Consider the following 14110-nt stretch of genomic DNA (forward strand, 5'->3'; position numbering starts at 1 on the left):
ACGAAGGTAACCGAGCCGTTCCAATTTGAGAAGCATCGTACGACAAGCCATGTCCTTGAGCAAGCCATTAGCGTTTACCCAATTCCATGTTGCGCATATTTCCTGTGAGAGTCGGCTACGATGCCAATCCGGATGATCCAAGATCAGTCTACGAATCCAGTCAATATTTTCTTCTGTGAGATTCCGCCCTTGAATCTTCATACCTTAAGTGTACAAAAAAATCCCTGCCGAGTCCAGCAGAGATTAAATGATGCTTATGATGGGTACCTGAATAGTTACAAAATTAGGAACAAAAGACTAAACAGGGGGTTGAAATATGAATGAAAATGGATTGCGACAAGGTTACTATCTAGGGGTGTTTGCTAAATTTTTGTGGCACTTTGCAGTCATGTTTATAGTTCAAACAATCATTTTTTATATTTTTGGATACAATGTATTTACCTATTACGTTATGGCGATTTTCTTATCTTTTCTCATAAACTCATCGCTCCCTATGGGAGAAAATTACCCGTTCATTAGACACGGTTTTATACTCGCTGCAATATTAATTGTTCAGTCGTATTCCTACAAATATGTTTTAGGAAAAATGTACAGCTTCTTTGAACCGACTTCATTATGGTCAACATTTATGATTGTAAGTATTTTTTTTGGTATTATCAATAGTTTCGGAAGATATGGAAATGGAACTTATAGTAGGCATATAGAGAACTTTTCTGTCTTAGCGTTGTTTGTGATGCTCGTAACTACATTCATTATATTCTGGTGGCAAGGGGGATTGGCATATTTGATCCTTCGTATTCCTATGATGATTGCAGAAACATCAATTGCTAATGCCTTGCTTTATTATTTGATGAATAAACACAATTCCGAGAATACATACGAATCATAAACAGTCTAAGAACAATAACTTTATATAAATACTTCATCCATGATTTTTATGGTATTATATTAAACTTACGTGGGATAGATCATCGCGGGCAGCGATGAGGTCAGGGGTTCGATCCCCCTAGTCTCCACCAAATTAAAACATTCAACGCAGCCTAATACAGGCTGCGTTTTTATTTGGTTCATTGCCCAGGAGGGAGATTGCCCCCTATGGGTTTGACCGCGCAACAGTGGTTACGATTACTGCGGGGTGAGATGATCGAGACCTTTACACGGTATACGCTTTCTGCTATGATGTCTCTCGTGATTGTTAACCAATATTTGAATAGGTGGTTAACAATAAAGGGAGGTAAAGTAGTGATGAGCGTGACGTCCATTTATGAACGACTAGCCGACATGAACAAGGCCTACTTATGGCACCCGTTTACCCAGATGAAGGAGTATAACAACTCCGATCCCCTTATCATAGAACGGGGGGAAGGCGTTATGCTTTACGATATCCAAGGCCGTGCTTATTACGACGGATTTTCTTCCGTTTGGCTCAACGTACATGGACATAATGTACCGGAATTAAACCTGGCGATAACGGACCAGCTCGGGCGAGTCGCCCATTCCACCTTGCTCGGCATGGCGAATGTTCCAGCCATAGAACTGGCGGAAAAGCTGGTACAGATTACTCCGGAAGGCTTAACAAAAGTGTTCTATTCGGATTCTGGAGCAACAGGTGTCGAGATTGCGCTCAAAATGGCGTTCCAATACTGGTATAACCGGGGGAGACGGGGAAAGAAAACGTTCATTACAATGAATCAAGCGTATCATGGCGACACGATTGGGGCGGTGAGTGTGGGAGCAATTCCGTTGTACCATGCGACGTTTAGCCCGATGCTTTTTTCCTCACATGTGATTCCCTATCCATACGCTTATCGTCAAGATGGAGGAGCAAAAAGCGCATCGGAAGCAACCCTTGCTGCTTTGCGTAATTTGCTGGAGGAGCAGGCCGATCAAATTGCGGCGCTTATTGTGGAGCCGATTGTACAAGGAGCCAGCGGTATCGTAGTGATGCCGCAAGGCTGTTTGCGTGAAATTGCCGCGCTATGCCGGCGGCATGAAGTTTTGCTCATCGCCGATGAAGTGGCGACCGGCTTCGGTCGAACGGGCGCTATGTTCGCCTGCGACCTCGAGGGGGTCTCGCCAGATTTGATGGTTGTTGGCAAAGGGTTGACCGGCGGTTATCTTCCTGTGGCAGCGACGCTGGCTACCGATGAGGTGTACGACGCTTTTTACGCCGATTACGGAGAACAGAAAACGTTCTTTCACGGTCATTCTTTCACGGGCAATCCGCTTGGTTGTGCCGTAGCTTTAGCAAGTTTGAAACTTATGGAGGAACGGCGCATGGTCCAAGGGGTCAGTACGCAAGCGTCTTTGGTGGCAAAGAAGCTAGAAACACTGGCGGATTGGAAGCATGTAGGCGAGGTCCGGCAGCAAGGGCTGATGATTGGCATTGAGCTCGTACAAGATAAGGCTTCACGTAAAGCCTATGACTGGACTGATCGCATGGGGGTGCGCACAAGTCTGAGGGCGAGAGAGCTAGGTATGCTGACGAGACCGCTTGGGAATGTTGTGGTCTTTATTCCCCCTCTAGCCAGTACGGAGGCTGAGCTTGCTGCCATGACCGACATTCTGGCAAAGGCAATATGGGATGTTACGGAAGGCGGATGGGGAGCGTGATCCGGAAGAGATGAAGCGAATAAACGGTTTGTTTATTGCGGGTACAGATACGGGAGTCGGAAAGACGATCATAACGGCCGCGCTTACCGCTGCGCTTCGCGCGGATGGGGTTAACGCGGGCATTTGGAAGCCTGTGCAGTCTGGCGCTCCCCTCGGAAGCGGGATTACGGATGCCGAACGGTTAATAAGCGCATCGGGTATCGAAGAGCTTCCCCAGGCGGTCGCTCCCTTCACGTTCGATGCGCCGCTTACACCGATGCTTGCAGCCAAGCAGGCTGGGGTTACTTTAGTGCTCCAAAAACTGCTGGATGGAGGCGAGCCCCTCGTACAAAGATACGATGCGCTGCTCGTTGAGGGCGCAGGCGGCGTTGCCGTTCCGTTAACCGACGAGCATCTTGTAATAGATTTCATCGCTCATCTTGGAATTCCGGTCCTCATTGTCGCACGCTCAGGACTCGGAACGATAAACCATACGATTTTAACAGCATCGTTACTGCGGCAACGGTCAATTCCGATCATAGGGGTCATTCTAAACGACGGCGAACAGACAGCAGCCTGTAACGACCCGAGCAGGGACACGAATGCAGAGCTGATCGAACGCTTCAGCGGGCTTAAGGTGCTGGGCCGCTTTCCGCCACTACAAGGCGTATTCACCCCGAAAGCACTGACAGAAATCATCAGGAAAACCGTACCTATCCTGCCTATCAAACAGGCAATGGCATTTGATGACACGGGAGGGACATTGGAATGACTACATATGCAGGAACCTGGAATGCATGACCATGAACTGGATCAATGATGAACTTGTACGTTTGACTGAAAAATCATTGGAACGATCTTTGAGCGTCTATTCCCTTGCTGCCGGTCATCCCGGTCATTTACGACGTGGAGAAAGCAGGCTCCTAAACCTTTCGTCCAATGACTATCTGGGCCTGTCCGGACATGCGGCGATCGTGGCGGCGATGAGCGAATCGCTTCTGTCCGAAGGAGCTGGCTCAGGTGCGTCCCGCCTTGTCACCGGTAATCGAGCGCCTTATGCGCTTTTGGAACAATCTCTCGCACAATGGCAAGGAAAAGAAGCTGCATTGGTATTTGCCAATGGTTACATGGCCAACACAGGAGTAATCGGTGCGCTCGTAAGCCGAAGAGATGTTGTTTTCAGCGACCGGTTAAATCATGCCAGTATCGTAGACGGCATTACATTAAGCCGGGCAGAGCATGTCCGATATCGCCATAATGATCCGGATCATCTTACATTCCTATTGAATAAGCATCGAGACGCAAGACGCAAATTGATCGTCACCGACGCGATGTTCTCAATGGACGGGGACCATGCATTGCTGAGAGAACTTGTCGTGCTCAAACAACGGCATGGAGCGATGCTTATGGTGGATGAGGCGCATAGCGGAGGTGTTTACTTCGCACGCGGAGAAGGGTTGAGCCATCAACTGGGCGTGAATGAGGATGTGGATGTGCATATGGGCACATTTAGTAAATCGTTCGGCGTTTACGGTGCTTATGTTTGCGGCAGCCGTACACTTATTCGGTGGCTGCTCAATACGGCAAGGCCGCTTGTCTATTCGACGGCTTTGCCTCCCGCGGTCATAGCGGGAATATCCAAAGCCTTGGAATTGGTGCAGGAGGAGCCGTGGCGGCGTGAGCGACTTGCAGCCTTAACCAAACGGTTTCGAGCATCGCTTTGCACGGCAGGCTTCACCGTTATCGACGGTGATTCACCTATTATACCGCTTATCGTCGGGGATAATGAAACGGCCGTTCGATTCAGCTCCGATCTTCAAGATGAAGGGATAGCTGCGGTTGCCATTCGCCCTCCTACCGTACCAAACGGCACGGCACGAATTCGTTATTCCATCTCGGCACTGCACATGGAGCAGGAGCTAATGGAAGCCGCAGCTCGTATTCGCAGAATCGGTCTCAAACTGGGGGTGTTAAAGTCATGACCCAACCGGAGAGTTCCTCCTTGAAAGTATCGCCGGAAATAACTCCGAATGCTCCGAACCGGCCAAGCGGTACGATTCTATGGCTGGCGGGTTGGAGCATGCCACCTTCAATCTTTGACCGGTTTCATGATTTGCTCCCGGATTTTCATCATGGTTCCATCGATTACAGTGCGGTTGAAACGCCGGATGAGCTATTTGCCATGATCGACAACGCTTTTTTGAAGGAGGACCTTCATCCGCCTCTGTTGATTGCCGGTTGGTCGCTGGGCAGCTTGTTGGCGCTGCATCTGGCTGAAAGTCGGTTGGCGGACGGCCTTGTTTTACTCTCGGGAACGGCCTGCTTCGTCCGCCCCCAAGAAGCCAGGGACCGTGGCTGGCCGGAAGCCTATGTACGGCAGATGATTGCAGCAATAAGGAAGGATCGATCCGCGGTGGAGGCGAAATTCCGGACGACTCTGTTGACGGATACCGAATGGACAACCGGACTGGGTGAAATGCTTCCGCAAGCCGGATACTGGACAACTTCGGCGTTAATTACGGGCCTTCATATTTTACGAACTGAGGAATGCCTGTCCCGCTTGAATCGGATCACCTGTCCTGTTTTTCTGATTCATGGCTCCGAGGACACCGTTTGCCCTCACAGCGCGGCGGAGGAGCTGCTTGCACAATTGCCTCATGCAGAGTTGTTAACGGTAGAAGGATCGGGCCATGTGCCTTTTCTCGGGAGAGAAGCGATCCTGGCGGATGCAATAAGGAGATGGTGGCATGGCGTCCAAGTCCGATCGGATTCGACTTCAATTTAATCGAAGTGCGGCTGGTTCCTATGATAAGCATGCCCATGTGCAGCATATAATGGCGGAATGGCTGATCGGCTCCGTCATTAAACAGAAGCAAGAAAGCTTACCCGATGGGATAGATATTCTTGAAATCGGCTGCGGCACAGGGTTTCTCACCGAGTTGGCGGTTCGCCATTATTTCTGTTCATCCATCCTTGCACTCGATATTGCACCTGCGATGCTGGATGCGGCTGAGCAACGAATCGGGTCAATTACCGATTCGACCGGTTCTCGGTCTCGTGTCCGTTTTTTGCAAGCGGACGTGGAAATATGGGCCGCCGCTGCTCCATCCGCTTCTTTCGACCTGATCGTCTCCAGCGCCTGCTTTCAATGGCTGAATCATCCCGGAGAGACGCTGATTCATCTTCGGCGATTGCTTCGTCCCGGCGGCCTCTTGATGTTTACTACGTTCGGACAGGATACGTTCTGCGAATTGCACGAAGCATTCGATGAGGTTTACCAAGCAGAAGGATTGGAACCCCGGCGGCACGGACTACCTTTACTTTCTAAGGAAGATTGGCAAGCCTTGTTATTGAAAGGCGGTTTTGCAAGCGTACGAGTTGAACAATCGGTTAAACTTCAAATTTATTCCTCCGTTAGCGATTTTCTCCATTCGGTTAAAGGCGTAGGCGCGAGCACCTCGGAAGCGGACACGGCTCGCGGTCTGTCTCGACGGTTGATAACCGCCATGTTCAAAACCTATCAAGAAAAGTTCAGCGTGCCCGGGGGCATAGTCGCAACTTACGATCTTCTATTGCTGGAGGCCGTGGCTCCATGCTGAAACAAAGAGACGATGCGCGGCTCGTGGCCCATAGGTTCTGTGCAGGATTATTGAAAAAAAATCCCCAATTCTGCCGCCACCGGCTAGAGGATTGGGGATTTCCACGCTATTTTGTCCACGGAGCGGCGTTAGTTATCGGGCAACCCGGCCCAACGCTTCACTCAGAGGCCTTGTGCGTTATTTCGCAACTGTATGCGGTGCCGGCCGGATCAGCCCTTTTTTGTAGACGTCATCCCAGAAGCAGGCGATATCATCGTAAGTAGATTGCGAGAGACGGTGAGAGATTTGAAAGATTGGCAGGCTCGGGTCGGCGTAAAAATTCGTATCAAAGAAGGAGCAGCGGTCGAATTCAAAATCGGTCGACGTCACGAAAATGATGCAGTTTTTAAAGGTGCAACCGATAAAATTATAGCCGTCGAATACAATCGTCTCATTCTCAAACTTCTGGTTCATTATTAATTCCATTTTTCATCGCTCCTATCTTTTGTGAGACAACGAAAACAATAGTATCAGAGAATGGATGCAATGTTTGTCGCAAACTGTATCTTGCTCCTGCATATTTATCGACACTCGCTTGCGGGACGGGCGGCGGCACTCGTTCCGTGGGCATTGATTCCTGCGGCGGCGATTTGCGGTGCAAGTCCGTTCTAGCTTGCCTTCCGCAATCTTCCGCTGCAAAGCGAAAAAGACAGTCGTCGCGCAGATAATCTGCGCGCGTGACTGTCTTTGTTGGAGCGACCCAGTCCCAGTGGTGTTTGCGGTCAGGCCAACGCTTTACGGAACTCCTCGGTCAGCAGCGGGACGACCTCGAACAGATCGCCCACGATGCCGTAATCAGCGACCTTGAAAATCGGCGCTTCCGGATCTTTGTTGATCGCGATGATGATGCGCGACTGGCTCATGCCGGCCAGGTGCTGGATCGCGCCGCTGATGCCGCAGGCGATGTAAATTTCCGGCGTAACGACCTTTCCCGTCTGCCCGATCTGCAGCGCATAATCGCAATAGCCGGCGTCGCAGGCTCCCCGCGATGCGCCGACCGCTCCGCCGAGCAGCTCCGCCAGCTCCTCCAGCGGCTTGAAGCCATCCGAGCTTTTGACGCCGCGGCCTCCGGAGACGACGATCTTCGCTTCGGTCAGATCGACCTTGCCCGACGTTTGGCGCACGACGTCTTTGACGATCGTGCGAAGAGAAGAGGGAGCGGTATAATCATGCTTTGCCACATTTGCAGTCGCCAAGCCGCCGACTGCGGCCGGCGGAATGTTGTTGGGCCGAACCGTTACGATCCAAGGCGTGCCGCGGAACACCTTTTTCTCGAACGCTTTGCCTGCATAGAGCGGCCTTGTGAATACCGTTTCGTCTCCGCTGCGCTCAACGGCGATCACGTCGGACAGCTGGCCGGCCTTCAGCCTAGCGGCGAGTGCCGGTGCCAGGTCGCGTCCGAGCGCCGTATGGCCGAGGAAGACGGCAACCGGCCGGACGGCGCCGCACAACTCAGCCAGCGCGTGCAGGTACGCTTCCGGATTGTAATGCTCCAAAGAAGCGTCCTCTATGACATGAATGTCTGAGACGGGGTAGCCGGCCAGCGCTTCGGCCAGCGCCCCCGCGTTATGACCGATCAGGACGGCCGCGATCCGCACGCCGCCATCGTCCGCGGCTACCGCAGCCGCCTGAAGCGCTTCCAAGGTTACCTGCCGAAGCTTACCGCCGCGATGCTCCGCGAATACAAGATAGGTTTCGCTCATCGGGATTCCTCCTAATATATGCAATGAATGATCCTGTCATTGCGATAATTGCATGATGGATGCTGTCTAAGACAGCGTCCGAAGCTCACAGCACCTTCGACTGCGTGCGCAGCAGCTCGACAAGCTTGGCCGCCTGCTGCGGCAGATCGCCCTGCAGAATAAGTCCGGCCTGTCTGACCGGCGGCAGGGATAGCGACGTGCGCGCAGTTCTGCCCTCCAGCCGGTCGGCGGTCAATCCCAGATCATCGGCCGTCAGCCGTTTGAACGGCTTTTTCTTCGCTTTCATGATGCCCGGAAGCGACGGATAGCGCGGCTCGTTCAACCCTTGCTGAGCCGTGAACAGGGCAGGGAGCGAGACGTCCAGCGTTTCGAGATCGCCCTCCGCATCGCGCTGCACGACCGCAGAGCCGCCGCCCGGCGCTTCGAGCTTCACAATCGACGAGACATGAGGGATGCCGAGCAGCTCCGCCAGACGGACGGCCACCTGTCCGGCCCCGTTATCGACGGAGAAGTTGCCGCCGAGAATGAGATCGAAGGCTTGATCCGTGAGAAAGGCGGCCAGCGCTTCCGACACGGCATATTCGTCGGACAGACGGTCGTCCGAGATGAGCACCGCTTCGTCCGCCCCCATCGCAAGAGCGGTGCGCAGCGCTTCGGCGGCGCGGTCGGGACCGACGGATACGACCGTTACCTGCCCTCCGGACCGTTCCTTAAGCCGGATCGCTTCCTCCACGGCATATTCATCGTAAGGATTGATAACGAATTTAACGCCGTCTTCGGACACCGCACCATCCCGGATCACGATTTTCTCCTCGGTATCGAACGTCTGCTTCAGCACTACATACACCTTCATGCTCCATGCTCCTTCCGATTGCGGGATATAGTTTCATTAAGGCCGCAGAGCCCTAAGGAAAAACGCGACGGTGCCTTCGATCTGCGCGGTGAGCGAATATTTTCGGCCGGATATGAGCCAGGACGTGACGACCTCGTCCATCGCCCCGAATATAAGCAGCCGGCTCAGCTTGACGTCCAGATCGCGGCGGAACGTGCCTTCGCCGATCCCCTGAGCCAGCACCGATTCGATCAATAGGATGTACGGCTTGACCGCCTGGCCGATCGCCTTGCGGAGCTCCAGCGAGCTCTGGCGCAGCTCGATCTGGGTGACGTAGGCCAGCTCGGGGTTAAGCTCCAGCTCGGAGTAGTGGATTTCGCATATTTTGCGCAACGCCTCGCCGGCATCGGACGATGTCTCGACGCTTTCCCTGAACTTGCCGACGAGCTCGCCGAGGCGCTCGCGGAACAGCGAGATGAGAATATCCTCTTTATTTTTAAAATATAAGTATATCGTGCCGTCGGCCACGCCGGCTTCCCGGGCGATCTTCGAAACCTGGGAGCCGTAATAGCCCGTATCGGCGAATACTTTGACGGCCGCGTCGAGAATCAAATCGTATTTGTTTATTTTTTTACTTGTCATGTTCGCACCCCGGTGATAAAATTCAAATCAAGAACTGAATGAGTAATCATTCATTTTATGCCAACTCCATCTTATGAAATCCTTAGCCGATTGTCAACGCTCCCGCACAAAATTCGGAAACCTCGCCTCATGATCCCGGCCGCAAGACTTTGCCCGCAGTCCTTGGTTGCACAGAAATCGAACACCGCTGCAATATGGCTTTTTGTAAGGGTTTACACGTTGCCTTGTACGAAAGGATGGATGCTCATGCTCTGGACATGGCTGCATGCCTTGTTATTTCTGGCGGTCACAGGCTATGCTCTCTCGCTATTTTATCGAGCGGTCTACCACCGGTACTTGTATATGAAGCTGGGGCAGCCCGCAGACAAACCGTTCGATTGGAAAATGCGTACGCGGGAGCTGGCCGCCCAGGCGTTCGGGCACACGAAGCTGCTGAAGGACCGGAAGAGCGGCTTCATGCACCTCGTCATTTTCTACGGCTTCATTATTCTCCAGTTCGGAGCGCTCGATCTGATTTACATGGGCTTCACGGGCGGACGGCACCTGCCGATTCCGGGCTATCCGGTATTCGCGCTGGTACAGGAAATTACGGTTGCGCTCGTGCTGATTGCGACGGGCTATGCGGCTTTCCGGCGTTACGGGGAGAAGTTGAAGCGGCTTAAAAAGGGCTGGAAGCCGGCCATCGTGTTGCTCTTTATAGCAGGCCTCATGCTGTCCGTGCTTTTGTCGCTCGGGTTCGAGCGGGTGTGGTTGGGTGCGGAGGCATCGGCCTTTGCGCCGTTCTCCTCCATGATTGCGGCGGCGTTCGGCGGGCTGTCCGCAGGGGCGGCGAAGGCGCTTTTCTTCCTGGCTTGGTGGGCGCATCTGGTTATCCTGCTATCCTTTCTCGTATATATTCCGCAGTCGAAGCATTTTCATCTTTTTACCGCGCCGGTGAATATTTTTCTGCGCCGCAAGGGGCCGGGCGGGCGGCTGCGCAAGCTGGATCTGGAGGATGAGGAGGCCGAGTCGTTCGGCGCCGGCAGGATCGAGGATTTCACGCGGAAGCAAATGCTGGATTTCTACGCTTGCGTCGAGTGCGGCCGCTGCACGAATGTGTGCCCGGCCTCGAATACCGGCAAAGCGCTGTCGCCGATGCATCTGATCGTCAAGCTGCGCGACCATCTGACGGAGAAGGGGGCGGCCGTTACGTCGAAGTCGCCGTGGCAGCCCGCATTCGCTTTCCCTGCCGGCAGCGGGCCGCATGCGTTAACCTCTGACGCAAGCGCCGTGCCGGAATGGAGGCCGCACGGCGGCGTCACGGATATCGGGCCGACGCTCGCCTGGCAGCAGGCGACGTGGCAGCCATCTGCAGACAAAGCGCCGCAGGAGCTGCAACTGATCGGCGAGGTGATGACCGAGGACGAAATCTGGGCCTGCACGACGTGCCGCAATTGCGAGGATCAGTGCCCGGTCGGCAACGAGCATGTCGACAAAATCATCGACCTGCGCCGCCATCTCGTGCTAATGGAAGGCAGCGTGCCGCATGAAGGCCAGCGCGCGATGCAGAATATCGAGCGGCAGGGCAACCCTTGGGGCATCAGCCGCAGCGACCGCGGCAATTGGACCGGCGACCTCGGCGGCATACCGGTGCCGACAGTCAAGGAAAACCCGGACTTCGAGATCCTGTATTTCGTCGGCTCGATGGGCTCGTACGACAACCGGTCGCGCAAGGTGTCGCGGGCGCTCGTCCGGCTGCTGAACGAAGCGGGCGTATCGTTCGCGATTCTCGGCAACGAGGAGCGCAATTCCGGCGACACGCCGCGCCGGATGGGCAACGAGATGCTGTTCCAGCAGCTGTGCGCAGACAATATCGAGACGTTCAAGCGGTACGGAGTGAGCAAAATGGTGACCGCCTGTCCGCACACATTCAATACGTTGAAGAACGAATATCCTGAATTCGGGCTGGAGGGGGTGGAGGTGCTTCACCATACGCAGCTGCTGGCCGAATTGGTGCGCAGCGGCAGGCTGAAGCCGGAGTTCGAAATGAAGGAACGCATTACGTATCACGATTCCTGCTATCTAGGGCGGTACAACGACGTTTACGAGGCGCCGCGCGACATTTTGCGGGCAATCCGCGGCGTCGAGCTCATTGAAATGGAACGCACGCGCGAGAACGGCATGTGCTGCGGCGCCGGCGGCGGTATGATGTGGATGGAGGAAAAGACGGGCAAGCGCGTCAATGTAGCGCGGACCGAGCAGGCGCTGGCGGCGAAGCCGACGATAATCGGCAGTGCCTGCCCGTACTGCCTGACGATGCTGGAGGACGGCACGAAGCAGAAGGAAGCGGAGGAGCGCGTCAAAACGCTCGATGTGGCGGAAATATTGGAGCGCACGGTATTCGGCGGCACCGCTGGCGCCGCGCGTGAAATCGTAACCGAACGGGAGGCATAAACGCATATGGTTATGAACATATCGAAGGCGGCCGTCATCGGCTCCGGCGTTATGGGCGCGAGCATCGCGGCCCATCTGGCGAACGCGGGCATACCCAGTCTGCTGCTCGACATCGTCCCGGCTTCTCCGACCGCCGAGGAAGCGGCGAAGGGGCTGACGACGGCGCATCCGGCCGTGCGCAACCGGCTTGCGACCGCCGCAATCGCCCGCCTGGCACAAATGAAGCCGTCGCCGCTCTACGACGAGGCTTTCGGGGGGCGGATTACGCCGGGCAATCTGGAGGACGATCTGGTCAAAATCAAGGACGTCGACTGGATCATTGAAGTCGTCGTGGAGAACCTGGCGGTCAAGCGGGAGCTGCTGGGCCGAATCGAAGCCTGTCGCAAGCCGGGCACCGTCGTCAGCTCCAATACGTCGGGCATCTCCATCAATGCCATGGCGGAAGGCCGCAGCGCGGAATTCCGGAACCATTTTCTCGGCACGCATTTCTTCAATCCGCCCCGTTATATGAAGCTGCTTGAGATCATTCCCGGTGAGACGACCGACGCGGCCATCGTCGAGGGAATGAAGTCGTTCTGCGAGGGCAGGCTCGGCAAGGGCGTCGTCGTCGCCAAGGATACGCCGAATTTCATCGCGAACCGGATCGGCACATACGGCTTGCTCGTTACGCTGCAGGCGATGGCGGACGGCGGTTTTACCGTCGAGGAAGTGGACGCGGTGACCGGTCCGGCGATGGGCCGGCCGAAAAGCGCGACCTTCCGCACGTTGGACCTCGTCGGGCTCGACACCTTCGCACATGTGGCGAATAACGTATACGACAAGGTTGACGAGGGAGAGGAGAAGCTCGTCTTCGAAGCGCCGCAGGTGCTGAAAGATATGGCGGCCCGCGGGTGGATCGGCGAGAAAGCGGGACAAGGTTTTTACAAAAAGGTGAAGGGCCCTGCGGGCAGCGAAATTCAATCCCTCGACCTGACGACGATGGACTACGCCAAGAGCAGGAAGGTCTCGTCGGCTTCGCTGGAAGCCGCCAGGGCGGCAAGGGGAGCGAAGGAGAAGACGAGGGCGCTGCTCGGCGCCAAGGACCGCTACTCGGGGCTGGCCTGGACGATTACGAAAAAAGTGCTGCTCTATTCTGCGGAAAAGCTCGGCGAAATCGCGGATTCGATCGCCGACATCGATCGCGCGATGAAGTGGGGCTTCAACTGGGACCTCGGTCCGTTCGAGACGTGGGACGCGATCGGGCTGCGGCGCACGGCGGAGCGAATGGAAGCCGAAGGCGAAGCGGTGCCGGCCTGGGTGAAGGATTGGCTGGCGGCCGGGAACGAGTCGTTCTACCGCAAGGCGGAGGGGACGGGAACGTTCGCGTTCGTCTACCAAGGCCGGTACAAGGAGGAGGTGCCGCCGCTGGAGCAGATTTCGCTGCGCAGCCTGAAGGAGCGGAACAAGGTGATCCGCGCGAACAGCGGCGCGAGCCTGATCGATATCGGCGACGGGGTGGCCTGCCTGGAGTTTCACTCGCCCCACAATGCGATCGGGGCGGATATCCTGACGATGATCCAGCAAAGCGTCGATGAGGTGCAGACGAACTACGAGGCGCTCGTCATTGCCAATGAGGGCCGCAACTTCTGTGTCGGCGCTAACCTTATGCTGTTGCTGATGGAGGCGCAGGACGAGGAATGGGACGAAGTCGATGCCATCATCCGGATGTTCCAGAACACGATGCTGAAGCTGAAGCACTCCGTCAAGCCGGTCGTGGCCGCGCCTCACCGGATGACGCTAGGCGGCGGCGTCGAGGTGTGCATGCCGGCCGATGAGGTCGTCGCCTATGCCGAGACCTATTACGGCCTCGTCGAGGTCGGTGTCGGACTGATTCCGGCAGGCGGCGGCTGCAAGGAGATGGCTCTGCGGCTGACGCTTGCTAATCCCGATCCGGCCATCGATCTGCAGCCGCACATGAATCGGGTATTCATGAATATCGGGACGGCCAAGGTGTCGATGAGCGCGTATGACGCCAAGCGGCTCGGATATTTCCGGCCATCGGACCGCATTGTCATGAACCCCGATCACCTTATCCACGAGGCGAAGCGAGCTGCGCTACGGCTCGTGGAGGCCGGTTATGAGCAGCCGCAGCCGGAGAAGATCCGCATCATCGGAGCGGATGGCAAAGCCGTGCTCAAGCTGGGCGCGCGGGCGATGCATGACGGCGGTTATATCAGCGGCCACGATCTGCTGATCGCCGGCAAGCTGGCGCATGTGCTGGCAGGCGGCGA

12 protein-coding genes are annotated in these 14110 nt (G+C 55.4%); 8 read left to right on the forward strand and 4 right to left on the reverse strand.

All coding sequences use genetic code 11. The features are described 5' to 3' along the window. Nucleotides 1–316: 316 nt before the first annotated feature. The 6 genes from BG52_RS11375 (at nt 317) to bioC (ending at nt 6191) form a co-directional block, all read left to right on the forward strand. Nucleotides 317–889, forward strand: coding sequence for a hypothetical protein (locus BG52_RS11375; RefSeq protein ID WP_036580694.1), 573 nt, complete (start codon nt 317–319; stop codon nt 887–889). 287 nt (nt 890–1176) lie between these two features. After that, nucleotides 1177–2613, forward strand: coding sequence for an adenosylmethionine--8-amino-7-oxononanoate transaminase (gene bioA / locus BG52_RS11380; RefSeq protein ID WP_397310082.1), 1437 nt, complete (start codon nt 1177–1179; stop codon nt 2611–2613). Next, the gene (bioD, locus tag BG52_RS11385) at nt 2585–3364 is read left to right on the forward strand and encodes a dethiobiotin synthase (protein WP_223298998.1); all 780 of its coding nucleotides are present in this window, start codon (nt 2585–2587) and stop codon (nt 3362–3364) included. The genes bioA and bioD overlap by 29 nt, the downstream gene beginning before the upstream one ends. Nucleotides 3365–3395: 31 nt before the next feature. Next, the gene (gene bioF / locus BG52_RS11390; RefSeq protein ID WP_036580817.1) at nt 3396–4574 is read left to right on the forward strand and encodes an 8-amino-7-oxononanoate synthase; all 1179 of its coding nucleotides are present in this window, start codon (nt 3396–3398) and stop codon (nt 4572–4574) included. Further along, nucleotides 4571–5377 (forward strand): alpha/beta fold hydrolase, encoded by an 807-nt coding sequence (locus BG52_RS11395; protein ID WP_051588058.1) that lies wholly within the window; start codon nt 4571–4573, stop codon nt 5375–5377. Before bioF ends, BG52_RS11395 begins: the two co-directional genes overlap by 4 nt. Continuing rightward, nucleotides 5340–6191, forward strand: coding sequence for a malonyl-ACP O-methyltransferase BioC (gene bioC / locus BG52_RS11400; RefSeq protein WP_036580696.1), 852 nt, complete (start codon nt 5340–5342; stop codon nt 6189–6191). Before BG52_RS11395 ends, bioC begins: the two co-directional genes overlap by 38 nt. Nucleotides 6192–6368: 177 nt before the next feature. On the opposite strand, the gene BG52_RS11405 is transcribed toward bioC, so the two are convergent. The 4 genes from BG52_RS11405 to BG52_RS11420 form a co-directional block, all read right to left on the reverse strand. Next, nucleotides 6369–6656: a hypothetical protein gene (locus tag BG52_RS11405; RefSeq protein ID WP_036580699.1), complete on the reverse strand. Its 288-nt coding sequence runs from the start codon at nt 6654–6656 to the stop codon at nt 6369–6371. A 296-nt stretch (nt 6657–6952) separates the two neighbouring features. Beyond that, the gene (locus BG52_RS11410) at nt 6953–7933 is read right to left on the reverse strand and encodes an electron transfer flavoprotein subunit alpha/FixB family protein (RefSeq protein WP_036580702.1); all 981 of its coding nucleotides are present in this window, start codon (nt 7931–7933) and stop codon (nt 6953–6955) included. Between the two features lie 85 nt (nt 7934–8018). Beyond that, the gene (locus BG52_RS11415; protein WP_036580705.1) at nt 8019–8786 is read right to left on the reverse strand and encodes an electron transfer flavoprotein subunit beta/FixA family protein; all 768 of its coding nucleotides are present in this window, start codon (nt 8784–8786) and stop codon (nt 8019–8021) included. Nucleotides 8787–8822: 36 nt separating this feature from the next. After that, on the reverse strand, nt 8823–9407 hold the full coding sequence (locus tag BG52_RS11420) for a TetR/AcrR family transcriptional regulator (protein ID WP_036580707.1): 585 nt from the start codon (nt 9405–9407) through the stop codon (nt 8823–8825). Between the two features lie 246 nt (nt 9408–9653). On the opposite strand from BG52_RS11420, the gene BG52_RS11425 reads away from it, so the two are divergent. Continuing rightward, the gene (locus tag BG52_RS11425) at nt 9654–11840 is read left to right on the forward strand and encodes a heterodisulfide reductase-related iron-sulfur binding cluster (protein ID WP_397310073.1); all 2187 of its coding nucleotides are present in this window, start codon (nt 9654–9656) and stop codon (nt 11838–11840) included. A gap of 6 nt (nt 11841–11846) precedes the next feature. Then, nucleotides 11847–14110 (forward strand): 3-hydroxyacyl-CoA dehydrogenase/enoyl-CoA hydratase family protein (locus BG52_RS11430; protein WP_036667290.1); only part of this gene is annotated, 2264 nt, incomplete at its 3' end.

The organism is Paenibacillus darwinianus (assembly GCF_000598065.1).
Lineage (GTDB): Bacteria > Bacillota > Bacilli > Paenibacillales > Paenibacillaceae > Paenibacillus_I > Paenibacillus_I darwinianus.

Bases quoted from the DNA above. Each gene is read 5' to 3' on its own strand.
- bioD (WP_223298998.1), top strand. From the start codon at position 2,585: ATGTTACGGAAGGCGGATGGGGAGCGTGATCCGGAAGAGATGAAGCGA.
- BG52_RS11395 (WP_051588058.1), top strand. From the start codon at position 4,571: ATGACCCAACCGGAGAGTTCCTCCTTGAAAGTATCGCCGGAAATAACT.
- bioC (WP_036580696.1), top strand. From the start codon at position 5,340: ATGGCGTCCAAGTCCGATCGGATTCGACTTCAATTTAATCGAAGTGCG.
- bioF (WP_036580817.1), top strand. From the start codon at position 3,396: ATGAACTGGATCAATGATGAACTTGTACGTTTGACTGAAAAATCATTG.
- BG52_RS11420 (WP_036580707.1), bottom strand. From the start codon at position 9,407: ATGACAAGTAAAAAAATAAACAAATACGATTTGATTCTCGACGCGGCC.
- BG52_RS11410 (WP_036580702.1), bottom strand. From the start codon at position 7,933: ATGAGCGAAACCTATCTTGTATTCGCGGAGCATCGCGGCGGTAAGCTT.
- BG52_RS11405 (WP_036580699.1), bottom strand. From the start codon at position 6,656: ATGGAATTAATAATGAACCAGAAGTTTGAGAATGAGACGATTGTATTC.
- BG52_RS11375 (WP_036580694.1), top strand. From the start codon at position 317: ATGAATGAAAATGGATTGCGACAAGGTTACTATCTAGGGGTGTTTGCT.
- bioA (WP_397310082.1), top strand. From the start codon at position 1,177: ATGATGTCTCTCGTGATTGTTAACCAATATTTGAATAGGTGGTTAACA.
- BG52_RS11415 (WP_036580705.1), bottom strand. From the start codon at position 8,786: ATGAAGGTGTATGTAGTGCTGAAGCAGACGTTCGATACCGAGGAGAAA.
- BG52_RS11425 (WP_397310073.1), top strand. From the start codon at position 9,654: ATGCTCTGGACATGGCTGCATGCCTTGTTATTTCTGGCGGTCACAGGC.